The organism is Actinospica durhamensis (genome assembly GCF_018139695.1).
GTDB classification, from domain to species: Bacteria; Actinomycetota; Actinomycetes; order Streptomycetales; family Catenulisporaceae; genus Actinospica; species Actinospica durhamensis.
This window is the reverse complement of sequence record NZ_JAGSOG010000042.1, coordinates 1-20139: the sequence shown is the minus strand read 5'-3', so window position 1 is coordinate 20139 and position 20139 is coordinate 1. Positions and strand designations below refer to the sequence as shown.

The 20139-nt window shown below is 72.4% G+C and carries 18 protein-coding genes; 9 read left to right on the top strand and 9 right to left on the bottom strand.

All coding sequences use genetic code 11. The features are described 5' to 3' along the window. The first annotated feature begins 17 nt into the window (after positions 1–17). Positions 18–425, top strand: coding sequence for an ArsR/SmtB family transcription factor (locus KDL01_RS11455; protein WP_212528405.1), 408 nt, complete (start codon positions 18–20; stop codon positions 423–425). Between the two features lie 40 nt (positions 426–465). On the opposite strand, the gene KDL01_RS11450 is transcribed toward KDL01_RS11455, so the two are convergent. Both KDL01_RS11450 and KDL01_RS11445 read right to left on the bottom strand, forming a co-directional pair. Then, positions 466–969 (bottom strand): hypothetical protein, encoded by a 504-nt coding sequence (locus KDL01_RS11450; protein WP_212528404.1) that lies wholly within the window; start codon positions 967–969, stop codon positions 466–468. Continuing rightward, positions 950–1471: a COG4315 family predicted lipoprotein gene (locus KDL01_RS11445; protein WP_212528403.1), complete on the bottom strand. Its 522-nt coding sequence runs from the start codon at positions 1469–1471 to the stop codon at positions 950–952. The genes KDL01_RS11450 and KDL01_RS11445 overlap by 20 nt, the downstream gene beginning before the upstream one ends. A 394-nt stretch (positions 1472–1865) precedes the next feature. Here KDL01_RS11445 and KDL01_RS11440 point away from each other — a divergent pair, with 394 nt between their 5' ends. Then, on the top strand, positions 1866–2456 hold the full coding sequence (locus tag KDL01_RS11440) for a TMEM165/GDT1 family protein (RefSeq protein ID WP_212528402.1): 591 nt from the start codon (positions 1866–1868) through the stop codon (positions 2454–2456). 46 nt (positions 2457–2502) lie between these two features. Here the strand turns inward: KDL01_RS11440 and KDL01_RS11435 are convergent, their stop codons facing one another. After that, on the bottom strand, positions 2503–3525 hold the full coding sequence (locus KDL01_RS11435; protein ID WP_212528401.1) for a Ppx/GppA phosphatase family protein: 1023 nt from the start codon (positions 3523–3525) through the stop codon (positions 2503–2505). Positions 3526–3691: 166 nt separating this feature from the next. Here KDL01_RS11435 and KDL01_RS11430 point away from each other — a divergent pair, with 166 nt between their 5' ends. Beyond that, the gene (locus KDL01_RS11430) at positions 3692–4663 is read left to right on the top strand and encodes a hypothetical protein (RefSeq protein WP_212528400.1); all 972 of its coding nucleotides are present in this window, start codon (positions 3692–3694) and stop codon (positions 4661–4663) included. Positions 4664–4699: 36 nt separating this feature from the next. Here the strand turns inward: KDL01_RS11430 and KDL01_RS11425 are convergent, their stop codons facing one another. Genes KDL01_RS11425 through KDL01_RS11415 form a run of 3 tightly spaced genes read right to left on the bottom strand, consistent with a single transcriptional unit; the run spans position 4700 to position 8092 of the window. Continuing rightward, the gene (locus KDL01_RS11425) at positions 4700–5440 is read right to left on the bottom strand and encodes a succinate dehydrogenase/fumarate reductase iron-sulfur subunit (protein WP_212528399.1); all 741 of its coding nucleotides are present in this window, start codon (positions 5438–5440) and stop codon (positions 4700–4702) included. Further along, the gene (locus KDL01_RS11420) at positions 5437–7377 is read right to left on the bottom strand and encodes a fumarate reductase/succinate dehydrogenase flavoprotein subunit (protein WP_212528398.1); all 1941 of its coding nucleotides are present in this window, start codon (positions 7375–7377) and stop codon (positions 5437–5439) included. The genes KDL01_RS11425 and KDL01_RS11420 overlap by 4 nt, the downstream gene beginning before the upstream one ends. Position 7378: 1 nt before the next feature. Further along, complete coding sequence (locus KDL01_RS11415) at positions 7379–8092, bottom strand: succinate dehydrogenase cytochrome b subunit (protein WP_307846245.1); 714 nt, start codon at positions 8090–8092, stop codon at positions 7379–7381. 91 nt (positions 8093–8183) lie between these two features. On the opposite strand from KDL01_RS11415, the gene KDL01_RS11410 reads away from it, so the two are divergent. From KDL01_RS11410 to KDL01_RS11390, 5 genes are all read left to right on the top strand, one after another. Next, positions 8184–9131 (top strand): LysR family transcriptional regulator, encoded by a 948-nt coding sequence (locus KDL01_RS11410; RefSeq protein ID WP_212528397.1) that lies wholly within the window; start codon positions 8184–8186, stop codon positions 9129–9131. Between the two features lie 106 nt (positions 9132–9237). Further along, positions 9238–10038 carry an NUDIX hydrolase gene (locus KDL01_RS11405; RefSeq protein WP_212528396.1) on the top strand — a complete coding sequence of 267 codons (801 nt, stop codon included), beginning with the start codon at positions 9238–9240 and terminating at the stop codon, positions 10036–10038. Positions 10039–10114: 76 nt separating this feature from the next. Continuing rightward, on the top strand, positions 10115–11779 hold the full coding sequence (locus KDL01_RS11400) for an AMP-binding protein (RefSeq protein ID WP_212528395.1): 1665 nt from the start codon (positions 10115–10117) through the stop codon (positions 11777–11779). Positions 11780–11854: 75 nt separating this feature from the next. Next, complete coding sequence (locus tag KDL01_RS11395) at positions 11855–12775, top strand: GNAT family N-acetyltransferase (RefSeq protein ID WP_212528394.1); 921 nt, start codon at positions 11855–11857, stop codon at positions 12773–12775. Between the two features lie 279 nt (positions 12776–13054). After that, positions 13055–13561, top strand: coding sequence for a hypothetical protein (locus tag KDL01_RS11390; protein WP_212528393.1), 507 nt, complete (start codon positions 13055–13057; stop codon positions 13559–13561). Positions 13562–13603: 42 nt separating this feature from the next. On the opposite strand, the gene KDL01_RS11385 is transcribed toward KDL01_RS11390, so the two are convergent. Beyond that, entirely contained in the window at positions 13604–16780 is a 3177-nt protein-coding gene (locus KDL01_RS11385; RefSeq protein WP_212528392.1) for a hypothetical protein, read from the bottom strand. An 86-nt stretch (positions 16781–16866) separates the two neighbouring features. Between KDL01_RS11385 and KDL01_RS11380 the strand changes: the two genes are divergently transcribed. After that, complete coding sequence (locus KDL01_RS11380; protein WP_212528391.1) at positions 16867–18276, top strand: serine hydrolase domain-containing protein; 1410 nt, start codon at positions 16867–16869, stop codon at positions 18274–18276. A 36-nt stretch (positions 18277–18312) separates the two neighbouring features. On the opposite strand, the gene KDL01_RS11375 is transcribed toward KDL01_RS11380, so the two are convergent. Beyond that, complete coding sequence (locus tag KDL01_RS11375; protein ID WP_368861549.1) at positions 18313–19074, bottom strand: carbohydrate ABC transporter permease; 762 nt, start codon at positions 19072–19074, stop codon at positions 18313–18315. 125 nt (positions 19075–19199) lie between these two features. Continuing rightward, the coding region (locus tag KDL01_RS11370; protein WP_212528389.1) for a carbohydrate ABC transporter permease at positions 19200–20139 on the bottom strand (940 nt) is incomplete at its 5' end.

Below are 20139 nucleotides of genomic sequence, written 5' to 3'. Positions count from 1 at the left end.
GCTGGTACGCTGCTGACATGGGCCATGTCAGCGCCGGGACCGGCGGCCAGGAGAACGCGCCGCGTGAGCGCGCGCCGCAGGCGGTCCTGGACGCCGCCTCCGCCGCGTCCGTGGCCGAGACGCTCCAGGCCCTGGCCACACCGAGCCGCCTGCTGATCCTGGTCCGGCTGCGCCGCAGCGCGTGCGCGGTCACCGAGCTGGCCCACGAGATCGGCATGGAGCAGTCCGCCGTCTCGCACCAGCTGCGGCTGTTGCGCCACCTGGGCCTGGTCGCCGGGACGCGTCAGGGTAAGAACACCGTCTACGCCCTCTACGACAACCACGTGGCCGCGCTGCTGGACGAGGCGGTCTACCACAGCGAGCACCTGCGCCTCGGCCTGCGCGATCAGGTGAGCGGCCAGCCGTCGACCGAGACAGTGGCCTGACGAACCGGCTGCCGCGCCGGATCGGCGCGCGCCCGACGGATCAGCTCGTGTCGGGGGCGGGCAGGTGCAGTTGGACGCGGATGTCCCTGACGGCGTGCTCCACCGGGGCGTTGGCCGCGGCCAGCCGCAGCTGGTAGGCGGCGAGCTGGGCCGGGGTGGTGCTGTCGGCCGCCTGTCCGGTCAGGGCGGCGCGGGCCTCGTTCGCGCTGATCACCGTGCCGGCCGAGACTTCCGGGCCCGGCGGCAGGGTGAGCGCGCTCAGGCGCTCGTCGAACAGGTGCTCCGTGGCGGCGATGTCGCGCAGGTCGCTCCGGGCGGCGGGCAGATCGGTCCGGTCCGGGCCGCGCAGCCGGTCGAAGTCCTTGTCCAGCCGCTTGTTTCCCGCCTGCGCGATCGCCAGGTAGGCGGCCGCGGGGTTGCGCGGCGGGGCGGGGGACTCGGCGGTCGTGCCGGGGCCGACGAACAGCATCGCGCCGAAGGCCGCCCCGGCCACCAGAACCGCCATCACCCAGGCCCGCAGGTGGTCAGTAGCCGTAGCCGCCACCGGATCCTCCGGAGCTGCTCGGCGCGGGCTTGGTCATGTCCGCGCTGCCGGAGGGACTGACGGTGAACCAGGTCCCTTGGACGCCCTGGCCGTTGACCTGTCCGGCCGCCGAGTCACCCGAGTAGTAGTAGAGCGGGTGGCCGTCGAAGGTGACCTGCGTGGTGTGGTCCGAGCGGGTCAGAGTGCCCAGCATGGAGGCGTTCACGCCGCCGGCGGCCGTGGCCTTGCTGCTCACGGTGTCCGGCGGCCAGGTGGACGCGCACGAGCCGTTGCAGGTGGACATGGTCCCGGTGTCGGTGTTGAGCAGGTACAGGGTCCGGCCGTTGCCGTCCGTCAGCACCTGGCCGACCGGGGTGCTCGCGGTCTTCACGACGGTGCTGGTCGTCTGCGCCTGGCCCGACGAGGTCGTGCCGGAGGACGAGGAACTGCCGGAACTGCCGCAGCCGGCGGCGACGGCGCCGAGCGCGCCCGCGCCGAAAGCGAAGAGGACAAGGCGATTCATGATGGCTCCCTTGGCTGGAACTGGAACACCGCGCGCCCGCCGCGCATCCGCTGCGTGTCCGCGCGGCACAGCAGTCCGTCCGATTCCGCCCGTAGGCTCCTTCGCCTGGTAGCACGTAGGCCCGCGCCGGCCGGTTCGATCGCGCGGGTTCGATCGCCGGTTCGATCGCGATCCGGCGCTGCTGCTACGATCGCGGGAGCGAAGGGGAGTAGCCCCGCGCCGGGACGTCGACATACTGGCCAACCGCCCTCGGGCGAGGCCCGGCCCCCGGGGGCGCCGTGAGGCGCTGGGCGAGACCTTCGGCACCACGCAGCGCCCTTGACCGCTGCCGTGCCGAGGCGTCCCCTGTTCGCGGGCCGGTCCGGTACGGCCCGCCCCCGAAGGAAACCCCCTCGTGAGCCTCGCTCTGATCGCCACCGTCTTCGGCCTGGTCTTCCTGGCCGAACTGCCGGACAAGACGGCCCTGGCCAGCCTGGTGCTCGGCACCCGCTACCGGCCCTCGTACGTGTTCACCGGCGCGGCCGGCGCGTTCGTGGTGCACGTCGTCCTCGCGATCGCCGCGGGCAGCCTGCTCACCCTGCTCCCGCACCGGCTGCTGCAGAGCGTGGTCGCGGCGCTCTTCCTGCTCGGCGCGGTGCTGATGCTGCGCGGGCGGCACGGCGAGGAAGAGGAGGAGCACATCGACCTCAAGGACGGCGCGGCGCCGACCTTCACGCGCGTGGCAGCCACCGCGTTCGGCGTGATCCTGGTGGCCGAGTTCGGCGACCTGACCCAGATCCTGACCGCGAACCTGGCCGCGCGCTACCACGACCCGATCGCCGTCGGCATCGGCGCGGTGGCCGGCCTGTGGGCGGTGGCCGGCCTCGCCATCGTGGGCGGGCGCGGCCTGCTCAAGCTGGTGCCGATGACGGTGATCACCCGCGTGTGCGGCGTGCTGATGCTGCTGCTGGCCGGGCTGAGCCTGGTCGAGGCGATCCGCGGCTGAGGCCCGCGCGACCGGCTCGGCCCGACTCGGCCCGGTCGCGCGAAGCTCAGTGCACCCGTTCCAGCGGCGTGTGCAGCGCGTCGAGGGCGTCGATCAGGCGCGCGACCCGGGGCCGGCCGAGGGCCACGCGCGCGACCCGGTCGCCGTGGTCCGCGTCGAGGTGCAGCCGGTAGGTCAGCGCGATGCCCTCGCGCAGCGCCCACGGGCACACCGTGAGGGTACTGATTCCGAACGCGTTCATCACCGCCTCGGCCAGCACCGCCCCGGCCAGGATCTGCGGGGCCCGGCCGACCGAGACGCCGTCCAGCCGGGCCCGCTCGGCCCAGCACATCCCGGCCAGCCGCGGGATGTACTTGCGCAGGGCCCGGCGGGTGATCGCGGGGAGCCCGGCGTCGTCGCTCCCGCCGGTCAGCGCCGCCAACTGGGCCAGGGTCTTGGAGGTGGCCAGCACCTGGGCGCCCGCGGGCACCTGCGCGCGCTTGTCCCCGGCGACCGCGGCCAGCTCCCCGGCCAGGCGCACCCGCAGGCGTTCGACGTGCTGCGGCTTGGGCGGATCGCCCGGCAGCCGGGTACGGGTGAGCAGTCCGGCGCCGAGCGGGAGCGAGACGGCCCAGCGCGGACCCTGGGCGTCGCCCGCGGCCAGCTCGAGCGTGCCGCCGCCGATGTCGGCGACGAACAGCCCCTGGATCGAAGGCCCGGCCCACTCGCAGGCGCCGCGGTAGGTCAGCTGCGCGTCGACCTCGCCGGACAGGAAGCCAAGCCGGAGCCCGCAGGTCTCGGCCACGCGCGCGATCACGGCCTCGCGGTTCGGCGCGTCGCGGATGGAGGAGGTGCCGAAGGCCAGCACCTCGTGCAGCCCGGACCGCCGCGCGGCGCGCACCGAGCTGCCGATCGCCGCGACCAGGCGCTCGACCCCGTCCGGCGCGATCGTGCCGTCCGGGCCCAGGGCAGCGGCCAGCCCGGTCGGGCGCTTGACCACGGCCAACAGCTTCACCGGGCGTTCGGGCCGGAGCCGGAGCACATCGAGATGTGCGCCCTGCGAACCGACGTCGAGGATTCCTAGACGCATTCTGTCTAATTTAGTGGAACGACCTCAAGGATAGGCACTCAGGCTCCGGAAACGGCCGAAAATCGAGCCCTGTGACGTTCGGCGGAGCTCGCCGCGCGCCCCGGCCGGGGCCCGGCAACCCGCCCCGGCACCGCGCGCGTCCTGTCGGTCGGGAGGTACACGCCGTATGCCAGAGGTCGAAGATCAACGCCGGGCGGCACGTTCCTGGCTCGTCGACAGCCTCACGTTCGGGCCCGTCGCCGGCATGGCGCTGTCCGTCGGGGTCAACCACGGGCATCCGGGCCGCTCCGCCTACGGCGCCGTGCCGGTGCTGCTCCTTGTGTACGTGCTGCTCGTCTGGATCACGTGCCAGCACCAGGCCTGGTCGCGCGGCGAGACCGCGGTCCGGGTGGCGGCCCTGCTTATCGGCGGGAGCGCGCTGTTCGTCCTTCCGCGTGCGCTCACCCTGTCGGCCGGCGGAGGGCCTTGGGAGCCGAGCGTCCTGCTTCGCTTCCTGATCTGCTGCGCGCCGTATCCCCTGGTGGCGCGGCTGACCCGGTCCCGGCCGACGGCCGCCGAGGCCAGCGCGGCGTGGGCCGCGCTGGCCGTGATCGCGTTGCTGTGGCCGCCCACGCTCATCGGCATGCGACACGTGCTGGCCCAGCAGGTGCGCTACGAGCTCGGGGAGCCGTCTTCGATGTACCTCGCGATCGACGCCCCACCCGGCCGGCCCGCCCAGGGGTACATCCGTTCGGGCGCGGTGATCTGGATGCCCTACGACTCGGCCGGCGGCCCGCCCGCTTTCGGCGCCCCGGACTACAGCCCTGACGATCTCGACCTGTTCGTGTTCAGGGCCACCTCGGCCACCCCCTGCGCCGTCATCGGGCCGCTGGTGAGCAAGACGGTCGGGTCCGGCTCGCCCGCGCCGGGGCAGTGCAGCCGCCTCGCACCGAACCTCTGGTCGATCGCGAACGTGCTCGATGACGGGGCGGTCATCGACGTCGAGGACTACCACGGCTACTTCGTCGCCCTCAGCGTCGACCCGGATTCGAACGAGCCGCTGCCCGGGTCCGCCCTGCCCGCGCTCCTGGCCACCGTGCACCAGGCCGACGACGACGAGATCGCCCGCGTCGGCAAGTTCAGCAACCGGGGCTGGTGAACCGGCCGCGGGCGACGCCACCTGCGGCAGGCGACGTCACCTGCGCCGGGCGGCCCGCAGGAAGTCGCGGTTGAGGTCGACGATGCTCTGGAACGGGATGCCCTTGGGGCAGGAGCCAACGCACTCGCCGGTGTTCGTGCAGCCGCCGAAGCCCTCGGCGTCCATGGCGGCGACCATGTTCAGCACCCGGGACTCGCGCTCGGGCTGCCCCTGCGGCAGGGCATTGAGGTGGGCGGCCTTGGCGCTGGTGAAGAGCATCGCCGAGCCGTTCGGGCACGCGGCCACGCAGGCCCCGCAGCCGATGCAGGTCGCGTTCTCGAAGGCGGTGTCGGCCGCGGGCTTGGGCACGGGGGTGGCGTGTGCGTCCGGGGCGGTGCCGGTGGGGGCGGTGATGTAGCCGCCGGCCTGCACGATCCGGTCCAGCGCGGCCCGGTCCACCACCAGGTCCTTGATCACCGGGAAGGCCCGCGAGCGCCAGGGTTCGACGTCGATGACGTCCCCGTCGGAGAAGCTGCGCATGTGCAGCTGGCAGGTCGTGGTCTGCTCCGGGCCGTGCGGACGGCCGTTGATGACCGTGCTGCAGGCGCCGCAGATGCCCTCGCGGCAGTCGTGGTCGAAGGCGACCGGCTCCTGCCCGCCCAGGATCAGCCGCTCGTTGAGGACGTCGAGCATCTCCAGGAAGGACATGTCCGGGCTGACCTCGTCGAGGTCGTAGGCGACCAGCGCGCCCTGCTCCTGCGGACCGGCCTGCCGCCAGATCCGAACCGTGATCTTCATGCGTAGCTCCGTTGGACCGGGTGGACGTAGTCGAACTCGAGGGCTTCGGCGTGCAGTACGGGCTCCTCGCCGACGCCGGTGTACTCCCAGGCCGAGACGTACGAGAAGCGCTCGTCGTCGCGCCGCGCCTCGCCGTCAGGGGTCTGGCTCTCCTCGCGGAAGTGGCCGCCGCAGGACTCCTCGCGCACCAGCGCGTCAAGCACCATCAGTTCGGCGAACTCCAGGAAGTCGGCGACCCGGTTGGCCTTCTCGAGCTCCTGGTTGAGCTGCTCTCCGGTGCCCGGCACCAGGACCTCGCGCCAGAACTCCTCGCGCAGCCGCGGGATCCGCTCCAGCGCCTTGCGCAGTCCGGACTCGGTGCGGGCCATGCCGCAGTGGTCCCACAGCAGCGTGCCGAGCTCGCGGTGGAACGAGTCCACCGTGCGGGTGCCGCGGACCGCGAGCAGCCTGGCCAGCCGGTCGCCGACCTCTGATTCGGCCGCCCGCACCGCCTCGTGGCCTGGGTCCACCGGTTCGAGCGAGTGGCGGGCGAGGTAGTCGGCGAGCGTGGCGGGCAGCACGAAGTAGCCGTCGGCCAGTCCCTGCATCAGCGCCGAGGCGCCGAGCCGGTTCGCGCCGTGGTCGGAGAAGTTGGCCTCGCCGATCACGTACAGGCCGGGCACGTTGCTCTGCAGGTCGTAGTCGACCCACAGCCCGCCCATCGTGTAGTGGATCGCCGGGTAGATGCGCATCGGCACCTCGTACGGGTTCTCCGCGGTGATCCGCTGGTACATGTCGAAGAGGTTGCCGTACTTCTCCTCGATCGCCGCCCGGCCCATCCGCGCGATCGCGTCGCGGAAGTCGAGGTAGACGCCGAGGCCGCCGGGGCCGACGCCGCGCCCCTCGTCGCACTGGTTCTTCGCCGCGCGCGAGGCGATGTCGCGCGGGACGAGGTTGCCGAAGGAGGGGTAGAGCCGCTCGAGGTAGTAGTCCCGCTCGTCCTCGGGGATCTGCTCCGGCGAGCGCGTGTCGCCCTGCGCGGCCGGGACCCAGATACGTCCGTCGTTGCGCAGCGACTCGCTCATCAGGGTCAGCTTGCCCTGGTGCTCGCCGGTGCGCGGGATGCAGGTCGGGTGGATCTGGGTGAAGCAGGGGTTGGCCAGGAACGCGCCGCGCCGGTGCGCCCGCCAGATCGCGGAGGCGTTGGAGCCCTTCGCGTTCGTACTCAGGTAGAAGACGTTGCCGTAGCCGCCGGTGGCGAGCACGACCGCGTCGGCGAGGTGGGTGGTGACCTCCCCGGTGACCAGGTCGCGGGCGACGATGCCGCGGGCGCGCCCGTCCACCACGATCAGGTCGAGCATCTCGGTGCGCGCGTGCAGCTCCACGTTGCCGGCGTCGATCTGCCGGGAAAGGGCCTGATACGCGCCGAGCAGCAGCTGCTGCCCGGTCTGGCCGCGGGCGTAGAAGGTGCGCGAGACCTGGACGCCGCCGAAGGACCGGTTGTCGAGCAGGCCGCCGTACTCGCGGGCGAACGGCACGCCCTGCGCCACGCACTGGTCGATGATCTGGGTCGAGACCTGGGCCAGCCGGTAGACGTTGGACTCGCGGGAGCGGAAGTCGCCGCCCTTGACCGTGTCGTAGAACAGCCGGCGCACCGAGTCGCCGTCGTTGCGGTAGTTCTTGGCCGCGTTGATCCCGCCCTGCGCGGCCACCGAGTGCGCGCGCCGCGGGGAGTCCTGGAAGCAGAACTGGACGACGTGGTAGCCCTGTTCGGCCAGCGTCGCGCCGGCCGAGCCGCCGGCCAGCCCGGTGCCCACCACGATCACCCGGTGCTTGCGCCGGTTCGCCGGGTTGACCAGCTTGGCCGCGAAGCGGCGCTCGTCCCAGCGTTCTTCGATCGGGCCGCTCGGGGCGGCGGTGTCGGACAGCGGGGTACCGGTCGTGTATCCGAGGGTCATCTCAACGCACCAGACCTGTCATGACGCCGATGGGGACGGCGAGGAATCCGAGGGTGATCGCGGCGGCCAGCGCGCTGCCCACGACCCGCAGCGTCAGATCGCGGCCGCGCCGCCGGCGCAGGCCGAGGGTCTGCGCGGCGCTCCAGAAGCCGTGGTTGACGTGCAGGCCGACCATCAGCACCCCGACGACGTAGATCAGGTTGATCCACCAGACCTGGAAGTCGGCGACCACGTTGTGGTACGGGCCGTTCTTGTCGAAGTCCGGGTTGGCCACCCCGACGGTCAGGTCGAGGATGTGCCAGATCAGGAAGAGCCCGAGGGCCACTCCGCCCCAGCGCATCGTGCGGGTGGCGAAGCTCGCCCTGGCCCGTTGGCCGTGCGCGTAGCGGGTGGGTCGGGCGGCCCGGTCGCGCCGGGAGAGCTGGACGGCGCAGGTGACGTGCGCCACCAGCGCGACCAGCAGCACCGCGCGCAGGATCCACAGGAACCAGGCACCGTGCAGCACCGGCTCGCCGATGGTGCGCAGCCAGGCCGCGTAGCCGTCGAAGTCGTGCGGCCCGAAGAAGATCTTGAGGTTGCCGAGCATGTGCGCCAGCAGGAACGCCACCATGAGCAGCCCGGTGACCGCCATGACGGCCTTCTTGCCGATCGTGGAGCGCCATACGGTCTGGACCGCGGTCAGCTCGGCGGGACGCACCCGGATGTCGATAGCCACCCCGTCACGGTAGGACGCGCCCCAGCAGAGGTCAAAGAGATGGATTCTCTCATTTCCATAGGCTCTGCCTATGATGGCCTAGACTGGCGGCATGCAGCTGCATCAGTTGGCGTACTTCGTCGCGGTGGCCCAGGAGGGCTCGTTCACCAGGGCGGCCGAGCTCGCCAACGTGGCCCAGCCCTCGCTCTCCCAGCAGATCAAGGCGCTGGAGACGGACCTGGGTGCGCAGTTGGTGCACCGCGCCCGGGGCAAGGTGGGCCTGACCGCGGCCGGCGAGACGCTGCTGCCGGTGGCCCGCCGGATGCTCGCCGACGCCGAGACCGCGCGCCGCGAGATCCGCGAACTGGCCGCGCTCGGCCGCGGCCGGGTCCGGCTCGGCGCCACCCCGAGCCTGTGCACCGGCCTGCTGCCCGCGGTGCTGGCCGGCTACCGCCGCGACCATCCGGGCGTGGACCTCGTCGTGCACGAGAGCGGGTCGCGGGATCTGGAGAAGTCGCTGCTCGAGGGCACGCTGGATCTCGCGCTGGTGATCGACGCGAGCCTGGGCGACGATCCGGAGCTCGCCACCGTCCCGCTGCTGACGGAGGAGCTTGTGGTCATCTCCCGGCACGGCGACCCCGGCCCGACACGGCGGTCCCGGATGAGCATCGCAGAGCTCGAAGGCGTGCCGCTGGTGATGTTCCGGACCGGCTACGACCTGCGCGAGAGCACCGTGGCCGCCTGCCGCGCGGCCGGATTCGAACCCACCTTCGCGATCGAGGGCGGCGAGATGGACGCGGTGCTCGAGTTCGTCCAGGCCGGGCTCGGGGTCGCGGTGGTGCCGAGCACGGTGGTGCGCGGCCGGTTCACCGTGACCTCGATCAGCACGCCCGGCCTGCGTCGCACGGTCCTGCTGGCGCTGCGCCGAGGCCTGGAGCCGCCCCGGGCCGCGCAGGTCCTGATCGAGTCGTTGACCGAGTTCCTGCGTTCGACCGCACTGCCCGCCGCGACGGCGGCCGTGGCCGCCGCGAGCCCCGCTGCCAAGGGGTCAGCACGCTGACGGGCACGGATCAGGGTGCGGATCAGGGCACGGATCAGGGCACAGATCAGAGCCCGGGCCGGCCCGGATTGGCCCTCCGGCACGCGGGGACGGCATCATGGTTCTCGTGCCCGACGTACCGCTCAGCTCAGACGAACTCGACCTGTTCGCCACACAGCTCGTCGTCGCCCACGGATACCCGGCCACGCGGCTGTTCCTGTCCCACCCGGACGTGCGCCTGGACGGCACGACCCTGTGGATTCCGCCCGGGCCCTGGCACATCACCGACCACCACAACCGCCGCGACGCTCCGGCCGCGCTCAGCGATCCGGACGTACCCGGGCCCGACGGCGAGCAGGTCGACCCGGCCCTGACCGCCCGCTGGCGCGCGGCCGGCCTCCTCGTGGACCAGCACGGACGCCCGATACACCCGGATTGGCGGCTGCTGCTCGCGCACCCCCGCATCGGGCTGCCCACCGGCCTCGGGTTCTTCTGGCGCTGGGGACCGAACGCCACCGCGGACGCACTCGTCATCCGCCGCACGCACGGCCGGCCCGAGGTGCTGCTGGTGCGTCGGCGCGACCTCGACAAGTGGGCGCTGCCCGGCGGATTCGTCGACCGCACCGACGCCTGCGCGCAGGACGCCGCGGTCCGCGAACTGGCCGAGGAGACGGGCCTCGGCATCCCGCAACCCCGCACCGAAGTCCTGCTGGCCCGGCGCTCCCCCAACTCGATCATGACGCTGCACGCCTGGACGGAGAACACCGTCGTGCTCGTCGACGGCGACCCGGACTACCTGGCCGACGCCCCGCTCACACCCGCCGCCGCGGAGGTCTCGGACGTCGCCTGGACCGATCTGGCCACCGCCCGCACCATGGACATGTTCGACCGGCACGCCTCCTACCTCGCCCTGGTCGCAGAAGACTGATCGGCGCCGGATCCGGCCGCGACGAAGGCCGGCCGAGGGTGTGGCGGAGGCTCGATCGGTGCGGCATTCTCCTGGCATGGGTGAAACAGCGTTGTCCTACGCCTCGGGTGTGTCCGCCACCGCGCTGCTCGGCGAGACGATCGGCGAGAACCTGGAACGCACCGCGGCCCGGTTCCCGGACCGGGAGGCGCTGGTCGACCTCGCCTCGGGCCGGCGCTGGAGCTACGCGCAGTTCGACGCCGCGGTCGACGAGGTGGCGCTCGGGCTGATCGAGGCGGGCATCGGCAAGGGCGACCGGGTCGGCATCTGGGCGCCGAACTGCGCCGAGTGGGTCCTCACCCAGTACGCGACCGCGAAGATCGGCGCGATCCTGGTCAACGTCAACCCGGCCTACCGCACCCACGAGCTCGGCTACGTGATCGCACAGTCGGAGATGCGGCTGATCGTCAGCGCCGTGCGGCACCGGACGAGCGACTACCGGGCCATGCTCGCGGAGGTCGGGTTCGGGCAGTCGGAGCAGTCCCCGCGTGCGCAGCAGCTGGTCTTCATCGGCGAACCCGGCTGGGACGCCCTGGTGGCCGCCGGCCGCGCGGCCGACCCGGCCCGGCTGCGCGAGCGCGCCGCGACCCTCGGCTTCGATGACCCGATCAACATCCAGTACACCTCGGGCACCACCGGCTTCCCCAAGGGCGCGACGCTCTCGCATCACAACATCCTGAACAACGGCTACTTCGTCGGCGAGGGCGTGGGCTACACGGAGGCGGACCGGGTGTGCCTGCCGGTGCCGCTCTACCACTGCTTCGGCATGGTGATGGGCTGCCTGGCCGCGACCTCGCACGGTGCCTGCATGGTGCTGCCCGCGCCCGCGTTCGACCCCGAGGCCACGCTCGCGGCCGTGCAGTCCGAGCGCTGCACCTCGCTCTACGGCGTGCCCACCATGTTCATCGCAGAGCTCGACCACGCCCGGTTCGGCGAGTTCGACCTCTCCAGCCTGCGCACCGGCATCATGGCGGGCTCGCCCTGCCCGGTCGAGGTGATGAAGCGGGTGGCGGACAAGATGCACATGAGCGAGGTGGCCATCTGCTACGGCATGACCGAGACCTCGCCCGTGTCCACCATGACCCGCCGCGACGACAGCCTGGAGCGCCGCACCGAGACCGTCGGACGCGTCATGCCGCACCTCGAGGTCGAGATCGTCGCCCCCGAAACCGGCCTGCCGGTGCGCCGGGGCGAGCCCGGCGAGCTGTGCACCCGCGGCTACTCGGTCATGCTCGGGTACTGGGACCAGCCGGACCGCACCGCCGAGGCCGTCGACGCCGCCCGCTGGATGCACACCGGCGACCTCGCGACCATGGACGCGCAGGGCTACGTCAACATCGTCGGCCGGATCAAGGACCTGGTCATCCGCGGCGGCGAGAACGTGTATCCGCGCGAGATCGAGGAGTTCCTCTACCAGCACCCCGACATCGCCGACGTCCAGGTCATCGGCGTCCCCGACGAGAAGTACGGCGAGGAGCTGATGGCCTGGATCATCATGCGCCCCGACGCCGAACCCCTCACGGCGGACCAGGTGCGCGAGTACTGCCGGGGCCGCCTGGCGCACTACAAGATCCCCCGCTACGTCCACCTCGTGGATCACTTCCCGATGACCGTCACCGGCAAGATCCGCAAGGTCGAGATGCGCGAGCAGGCCCTGGACCTGCTCGACCTGCACTCCGCGGCCGCGATCCGGAGCGCTTGACCGGCGGCGGGAGAGCCCCGCAGCACGCCGTAATCCTCTCGCGCCCACTCGATCACGGGCTCTACCCTGCCGGACATGAGCTGGGTGACGAACGTGATCCTCACGACCGACCTCACGGACGAGGCCCGCGGCGAGGAACTGAGCCGCTGGCTTCGCGAGCAGGCGCCGACGCGGCACGGCGCGGGTCGGGGCGTGGGCGCGCTCGCCCGGACCACGTCCTGGGGCGGCTGGAAGCACCACGAGTGCACCGTGTTCACCGGTGTGCTGCACGTCGCGGACGTCGAAGCCGTCGTGCGGCACGTCGAGCGGGGGCCGTGGGCCTACCCCGAGTTCCTGCAACTGCTCATCCAGGATCAGGAGGACGTCTTCTTTCGGCTGTGCATGTTCCGAGCCGGCCGGCTGGTCGAGTTGACGCCGCCTCACCCGCAGGTCGAGGAGGAGGTCTGGCCCCGTGCCCTCAACGATCTGCAGTACGTCTACCTGCGCACGGCGCTGCCGGACGACGCGGAGTTCCTCACCGACATGCTCGTCGAGGCGGTCAACTGGCCCGAGGACAGGGCGCTGCCAAGGCGCCAGATCCTCGACGATCCCCGCAACGCCCACTACGTAGCCGACTGGAAGCAGGACACTGACATAGGCGTCGTCGCCGTCGGCGGCCCCACGCCCGGCACGTGGCCCACCGCCGAGGACGACCCGGGCGCCCCCGTCGGCGCCGCATGGCTGCGCTACCTGCCCGCCGACGATCCGGGCTACGGCTACGGCGACGCGGGCACACCCGAGCTGGCGATGGGCGTCTGCGGCCCCTGGCGCAGACGCGGCATCGGACGCGCCCTGCTACGCCGCCTCCTCGCCGACGCCGCCGGTCGAGGCATCACACGCGTCAGCCTGAGCGTCGGACCGGGCAACGCCGCCCAGCGGCTCTACGCCTCCGAAGGCTTCGCCGTCGTGGGCACCGATGCGGGTGGCTCGCTCACCATGCTGTGGGAACTGCCTTGATGTAGCTGCCGGGGCCGCGGTCCGGAGCGCTTGACCGGGCGCAGCAGGAACCCTTGGCTGCGCGGAGCGATGCGCGCTCGACGCGAAACGTCGATGATGTCTGATATACCGACCGATCGCAGCGAAAGGACGTGAAATGCCCGCATGCGCACCACTCGCCTGTGGCGCCCGGCCCGCACATCGGCACCGAGTTCCCGCGCGCAACGCGCGCCGCCGCCCGCCGCTCGACTCCGCGAAGGAGCAGCCCACGCCCCGCGCGCGGACGCGGGGGTGAGCGGGATGCCGACTTCCACGGACGGACCGAACCCGGCTTCTCGGCCGGGCCCCACCACCGCGGCGGGGCGCCTGCTGATCATCCTCGGCGGGGCCGGCCTCGCACTGTGGGCGCTGATCGTACTGCTGGGCCTGGCGGTCGCCTCGGCGCTCAACAGTCCGGACGCCGGCGGCACCGGGCAGCCGATCAGAGCATGGGCCTACCTCGTCATCGCGCTGCCCGCCGCCCTGTGCATCATGGAGACCGTCAGCGGAATCCTGGTCTTGCGGCGCGTCCGCTGGGGGCTGACAACCGCGCTGGTCATCAGTTCCCTGGCCGCAGCCGGCGGCATCATCGGTGTCGCGGCCCCGCTTCTGGGTGCCGGCGCGATCCACGAGTCCGCGACCGATGCCGCCCTTTTCTCCCTGTACGCCGGTATACACATCCTGACGATCACTCTGTTGGTGAACGACGACACCCGGCGGTGGTATCGCCCGGCTCGACCGCGGTCCGGCGCCGCAGGGTCGAACTGACACCCACAGCCTGAACACGGACGGGCTTTCGCCCCACCAGGCCTACTCGAAGTGGTTCTCCTCGGTCAGCTCGTCGGCGCGCTCGGGTTCGGCCAGCAGGACGGCGATGTGGTGGCGCCGGTCCCAGCGGCCGGCGGCCCAGGCCAGGGCGCGGGCCATGCCGTCGAAGGTGGAGGCGTGGGCGGTGCCGTCGATCACGCGCCATTCGACCTCGTACTGGTCGTCCAGGATCAGCTCGTCGTGCTCGATGTAGACCTCGGGGCACTCCGGGAGCAGGTCGCGCACGGCTTCGGGGACCGGGCGGGGCTCGCCTTCGGAGGTGACCGTGCCGTTGAAGGCCTCGGAGACGAGGTCGAGTTCGAGCAGGTCGGCCAGCGGCTTGGCGCAGCGGACCGGGACGGCGAGGTACGGGGTGCCCTCAAGGTACGACAGGAGGTCGGGGGCGTCGACCACCACGACGTCGGCGCCGTCCGCGACCAGGAGGGCGCCGTCCTTCCAGGCGCGCAGGGCGCGGGGCGGGTCCACCTGCTCGGGCGCGACTTCGCTCAGCGCCTCGTAGAGCGCGGCGAGTTGGGGGCCGCCGACCGGGCGGGACGGGTCGGCGAGGCGGTCGAGCAGTTCCTCCGGGCCGCCGGGGGCGTCGAGTAGGGCTTCGAGGGTGGTGCGCACGCCGAGTGCGACGAGGAAGTCCGGGTCCTGGCCTGCGGGCGCGGGATCGTAGAGGCCTGCGAGCAGGCCGCCGCCGGTGGCCAGGTCGGCCGGGCGGCGCCCGTCGAGGACCTGGTGCCGGCTGAGCCACCACGACGTGTACGAGGGCAGATGCACGGCCCGGCCCTCGCCCGGCAGCACCCTGACCTGCTCGGCCACGGCCGCGCGCAGTCCGGGCCCGGCGAGCAGTTCCAGGGCGCGCGGCCAGCGGGTGACCAGGTCGAGGTCGCGGACCGCGAGGAGTTCGACAGCGACCGGCGCGATGTCGCGGCCCGAGCGGTCGATCGCGGCCCTGACCTCGCTGACCCACTCCTCGATGCCGTCCAGGTCGAGCAGGTCCTCGTCGAGGGCGTCGATGTCGAGCAGTACGTGCTCGGCGCGCACCAGGGTGAGCGAGTCGAGCACGCCGACGGCGCGCAGCACCTCGACGCCCCAGCGCTGCACCCAGCGCTCGTCGACGAACCCGTATGCCTGCGGGTCGACCACCTCGGCCAGCGGCGAGGACGGCAGGAGCAGCTCCCGGGCCGGGCTGTAGCCGCCGCGGGCGTTGAGCAGCGGCAGTTCGCCCAGGTCGAAGCACTCGTGCGGACTCGGCTCGGCGGCGCGCACCAGGGTCAGCAGCGCCTCGGCGAGGCCGACCGGGTCGACGCCCGCATCGAGGCCGGTATCGGCCGACGGGCTTTCGTAGTCGTACCCGTGCGGGTCGGCGTCGCCCAGAGCCCTGATCGCGCCGCGCACGGACGGGTCATCGAGCAGCGCGCGCGGGTGCGCGGGGCGGGCGCCGAGGCGTTCGAGCAGCGCCGTCGCCCCGCTTCCGCCGCCGAGCACGTCCGGGTGCACGATCCGCAGGCCGAGCGGGCGCAGCGCGGCCGCGACCGACATGTCCAGCTGCGCGACCGGCAGCAGGCTGCCGCGGCCGCCGCGTACGGTCCGGCCGTCGGCGAGCGGCACCGGGAGGGCGGCGAGGCTCTCGCCCGCGGCGGGATCCTGGCCGAACACCGCGTACACCGCGGCGTAGAGCCGGCCCCACCAGGCCGGTCCCCGGTCGAGCCCGGCCAGGGCCTCGGCCAGTTCGCCCGCCCCCATCCGGCGCACCCCGAGCGCGTTCGCGGCGGCCTGGTCGCGTTCCCAGCCGGCCGGCAGCAGACCGGGCACCACCTCGCGCAGGACCTCGGCCAGCGTGGCGTCGCAGGGGTCGATGACGACCGCGTCGCGCGGGCGCAGCGGGGCCGGATCGCCGTTCGCGGCGGGCAGGAACGCCGTGTCGGGCAGCAGCGCGGCGACGCGGCGGCGCAGGCCGGCGTCGAGCGCCCCCTCGCCCAGCGGTCCGGGGACCAGGCGCAGCAGCGCGGGGGTGCGGTTCGGCCAGGCCGCGACCAGGCCGGCGTACGCCTCGGCGGCCCGGTCGAGCAGGAACTCGGTGAGCGGACCGGGCGCGACCCGGCGCCGGGTCGCCTCCAGCGGGAACGAGGCGATCAGCACGGCGGGGAGCCCGAGCGGCTCATCGGTGGGGGTCGGGGCGTACAGCACCGAGGCGGCGCCCTGCGCGCGCGAGGAGCGCGGATCGCCGTCCGCGTCGAGCGGCACGGCCCAGGTCAGCGACCAACGCAGCCTGTTGCGTTCCTCGACCGGGCGGTCGGCCAGCAGGTCCGGGTGCAGCGCGCCCTGGGCCTCGGCCAGCCGCCAGCGGGTCGCGCGGGGCCCGTCGGCGACCACGCACTCGCCCGGAGTGGAGCGGTCGGCGGTCAGGGTGCGGATCTCCCCGTCGAGGTCGACGACGATCTCAGTGAGCTGCGGCAGCGAGAGCAGCAGCGTGTCGTCCAGTTCGGCCAGCAGCCTGCGCACCAGGGTCACCGCCGCGTCGTCGCGCAGCGGCAGCACGACCGCGCCGTCGTAGCTCCACGGGGGCGTCCCCTCGGCGGCGAACGGCAGCCGCAGCGCCGGGACCCGTCCGCCGCGGCGCTCCAGCTCCGCCGCGAGCTCGGCGTTTCCGGCCGCCGCCTGGCGCACCGCGTCCCGCGCCTGCGCGGCGGAGAACCGCACGCCGCCGTCGCGCGAGAGCAGGCTCGGCTCGTCGCTCACCGCCAGCACGGCCGCGAAGCCCACCCCGAACCGTCCGACCGGAACCCGGTCGCCGGACGGATGCGTGTGTCCTTGCGCCCCTGTCTGATCGGCGCCCTCGGCCAGGTCCGTGCCGCGCTTGGCGGAGGCTCGGAGCGTGGAGAGGCTGACCACCCCGTCCGCGTCCAACGGCGCGCCGGTGTTGGCCACGGTCAGCACCGGCCCGTCGGGCGCGGCGGACTCGAGGGTCAGCCGCAGCCGGCCGGGCACGGCGGCCCGGGTCGCGGCGTCGGCGGCGTTCTGCGCCAGCTCGATGAGCACCCGGTCCCGGTATCCGCCCAGGAACAGGTCCTCCTCCAGGTTGGCGTCCTCGCGGAAGCGCACCGGCGCCGCCACCCACGACCCGAGTACCCGCTCACGGATCGCCGCGGTATGGAACTGATCAGTCAACGCGAGATCCTTCTGCCGACGGTAGTGCCGCCAGGCTACCGCCAGAGATCCGGCCCAGAACGCATGCGCTCTCTACGATCGTCGTCATGACGAGTCTCGACGATCTCATCCCCGAACTCCAGGCCCTCATCGACACCGAGCGCGAAGAGCAGCTGATACCCGCGGTGGTGCTCGCCGTCAGCCGCGGAGACGAGACGATCGAGCTCGCGAGCGGAGTGCTCAACCTCGACACCGGGGTCGAGGCCACGGCGGACTCGCTGTTCCAGCTCGGCTCCATCACCAAGCCGTACACGGCGACGCTGGTGATGCAGCTCGTCGACGAGGGCCTGGTGGACCTCGACGCGCCGGTGGTCCGCTACGTGCCCGAGTTCGCGGTGTCCGACGAGGCGGCCACGCAGACGATCACGGTGCGGCAGCTGTTGTGCCACACCGGCGGCTTCGACGGGGACGTGTTCGACGACTTCGGCCGCGGGGACGACGCGGTCGCGCGCTACGTCGAGGCGTTGGCCGGCCGCAACCAGCTCTTCCCGCCCGGCGCGCTCTTCTCCTACTGCAACGCCGGCTACTCGGTGCTCGGCCGGCTCGTCGAGCGTGTCAGGGACCTGCCGTCGTGGCACGTCGCGCTGCGCCGGCACCTGCTCGAGCCGCTGGGCCTGACCCACACCGTGTCCCTGCCCGAGGAGGCGCTGCTGCGGCGCACCGCGGTCGGCCACATGCCGGACCCGGACGCCGCCGAGGACGACAAGACCCAGCACGTCACCAAGGTCTGGCACCTGCCGATGTCGACGGCGCCGGTCGGGGCGACGCTCAGCGCGAGCGCCCGGGACGCGGTGGCCTTCGCCCGGATGCACATGCGCGAGGGCCTCGCCCCGGACGGCACCCGCGTGCTGAGCGCCGAGAGCGTGGCCGAGATGGTGCGCGAGCAGGTCACGCTGCCGGCGCTGGACGACCGGCCGCCGAACGGCTGGGGCCTGGGCTGGCGGACCTTCTCCTACGCCGGGCCGCACAAGGTGTTCGGGCACGAAGGCGACACGATCGGCCAGTCCGCGCTGCTGCGGTACGTACCCGACCTCGATCTCGCCTTCGCCGTGCTGACCAACGGCGGCGACCCCTACAAGCTCCTGTTCGAGGCGGCCGCCCTGCTGCTCGGCCGGCTCGCCGACGCCGAGGTGCCGCGACCCCCGCAGCCGCCGCAGACCCCGGTCGAGATCGACCACCGCAGGTTCCTCGGCCGCTACGAGACCGTCGCCGGCTTCTTCGAGATCGGTGAGGCCGAGGACGGCGGGCTCGAGGTCCGGACGGGCAACCTCGGCCCGCTGGCCGAGCAGTTCGGCGAGGACCTGCGCACCAGGCGGCTCGTCGGCTTCTCGCCGACGGTGCTGATCGTGGCCGAGCCGGAGGGCGGCCTCTACCAGCGCTTCTCCTTCCCCGAGGTGGACGACGAGGGCCGCGCCAGCTACCTCGGCGCCGGAGTGCGCGTCGCCCTGCGCGCCTGACGCACTCCGGGCCCTGACGGGTCCCGAGGCTCGGGCTCAGTCCTTGACGGACCCCGCGGTGATGCCGGCGGCGACGTAGCGTTGGGCGATCACGAGCAGGACGGTGGCCGGGATGGACGCGATCACGGCGGTGGCCATGATCGCGTTCCACTGCTGGTCGTTGTTGCCGATGTAGTGGTAGATGCCGAGGGTGATCGGCTGCTGCCCGCCGCCCGCGTCCAGGGTGGAGGCGAAGACGAAGTCGGACCAGGACCACAGGAACGCGAACAGCGAGACGGTCACCACGGCGTTGCGCGAGACCGGGAGCACGATCGAGTAGAAGGTGCGCACCCGCCCGGCCCCGTCGGTGAGCGCGGCCTGCATCAGCTCCTCCGGGATCCCGGACATGAACGCGGTGAAGATCAGCACGGCGAACGGGACCGAGATGGTGGAGTCCGCCAGCACCAGCCCAGGAACCGTGTTGATCCAGCCGAGCTGCAGCAGGATCGCGTAGAAGCCCATCGCCATGATGATCGAGGGGATCATCTGCGCGACCAGCAGCCCGAACGAGACCACGGCGCCGCCGCGCGGGCGCAGCTTCGCCAGCGCGAACCCGGCCGGCGCCGCGACCACCAGCGTCAGCGCGACCGTGGCCAGCCCGATCCCGAGGCTGGTACCCAGATACGGCAGCTGCTCGCTCAGCACCGCCCGGTACCCGGCCAGCGTGCCGCCGATCGGGATGAGGTCGGGCGGGGACTTGCGCATGTTCTGGTCGGTGGTGAAGGACTCGTTGATCATCCAGTAGACCGGGAAGAGCATCACCGCGGTCAGCACCACGCCCAGCACGGTCTTCGCCCGGCTGCGGGCCGCCTTCGAACCGCGGCGCGCGCGGGCTGACGGGGCGTTCGGGCGGCGTGGCGCGGAGGCGGCGGGAACGATGCGGCTCATACGTACAGCCTCCTTTGGATCCGGATGTAGATCAGGCCCGCGATCAGCGCCATGATCACCAGCAGGTTCCCCACCGCCGCGCCGAGGCCGAACTGCGGCAGCAGGTTGCCGAACCCGAGCCGGTAGGACCAGGTCGCGAACGTCGTGGACGAGTCCACCGGTCCGCCGCGCGTCATCACCCAGATGATGTCGAACACCTTGAGCGTGTAGACCAGCCCCAGCATCAACGTCACCGCGCTGACCGGGCGCAGCAGGGGGAAGGTGATCCGCCGGAACCGCGACCACCCGTTGACCCCGTCCAGCGCGGCGGCCTCGTACAGGTGCGCCGGGATCGCCTGCAGCCCGCTGTAGAGCAGCACCAGGTTGAACGGGATGCCGATCCACACGTTCGCGATGATCACCGAGACGAGCGACCAGTGCGGCGAGGTGAGCCAGTCCACCGGACCGATCCCGAGGAAGTGCAGGGCGTAGTTCACGATCCCCGAACCGGAGTCGAGCATCCACGACCACGTCGAGGCGGAGACGATCAACGGCAGCAGCCACGGCACCAGGAACAACGCCCGCAACACCGCGGAGAGGCGGAAGTGCTGGGCGAAGAACACCGCCAACGCCATCCCGAGCACGAACTGGAACGCGAGGGAGGCGAACGTGAACACGAGCGTGTTGACGAACGCGGTGGCGAACGTCGGGTCGTGGAACACCGTCGTGTAGTTGCCCCACCCGGTGAACGGCGCGCCCCCGTGTACGAACGTGTAGACCGTGTAGTTGCGCACGCTCAGATCCACGTTCCGGTACAGCGGATACGCGTAGAACGCCAGCAGGTACACCACCAGCGGCGCGAGGAATCCCCAGGCCGCGAGTTGGCTGGTGCCGGGCTTTCCGCGCCGGCGCCGGGGCTTGGCCGCGGTGGTGGCGGACGGGTGGTCGGTGGTGGGG

Bases quoted from the DNA above. Each gene is read 5' to 3' on its own strand.
- KDL01_RS11435 (WP_212528401.1), bottom strand. From the start codon at position 3,525: ATGCGTCTAGGAATCCTCGACGTCGGTTCGCAGGGCGCACATCTCGAT.
- KDL01_RS11380 (WP_212528391.1), top strand. From the start codon at position 16,867: ATGACGAGTCTCGACGATCTCATCCCCGAACTCCAGGCCCTCATCGAC.
- KDL01_RS11445 (WP_212528403.1), bottom strand. From the start codon at position 1,471: ATGAATCGCCTTGTCCTCTTCGCTTTCGGCGCGGGCGCGCTCGGCGCC.
- KDL01_RS11395 (WP_212528394.1), top strand. From the start codon at position 11,855: ATGAGCTGGGTGACGAACGTGATCCTCACGACCGACCTCACGGACGAG.
- KDL01_RS11390 (WP_212528393.1), top strand. From the start codon at position 13,055: ATGCCGACTTCCACGGACGGACCGAACCCGGCTTCTCGGCCGGGCCCC.
- KDL01_RS11455 (WP_212528405.1), top strand. From the start codon at position 18: ATGGGCCATGTCAGCGCCGGGACCGGCGGCCAGGAGAACGCGCCGCGT.
- KDL01_RS11425 (WP_212528399.1), bottom strand. From the start codon at position 5,440: ATGAAGATCACGGTTCGGATCTGGCGGCAGGCCGGTCCGCAGGAGCAG.
- KDL01_RS11430 (WP_212528400.1), top strand. From the start codon at position 3,692: ATGCCAGAGGTCGAAGATCAACGCCGGGCGGCACGTTCCTGGCTCGTC.
- KDL01_RS11375 (WP_368861549.1), bottom strand. From the start codon at position 19,074: ATGCTCTTCCCGGTCTACTGGATGATCAACGAGTCCTTCACCACCGAC.
- KDL01_RS11420 (WP_212528398.1), bottom strand. From the start codon at position 7,377: ATGACCCTCGGATACACGACCGGTACCCCGCTGTCCGACACCGCCGCC.
- KDL01_RS11410 (WP_212528397.1), top strand. From the start codon at position 8,184: ATGCAGCTGCATCAGTTGGCGTACTTCGTCGCGGTGGCCCAGGAGGGC.
- KDL01_RS11400 (WP_212528395.1), top strand. From the start codon at position 10,115: ATGGGTGAAACAGCGTTGTCCTACGCCTCGGGTGTGTCCGCCACCGCG.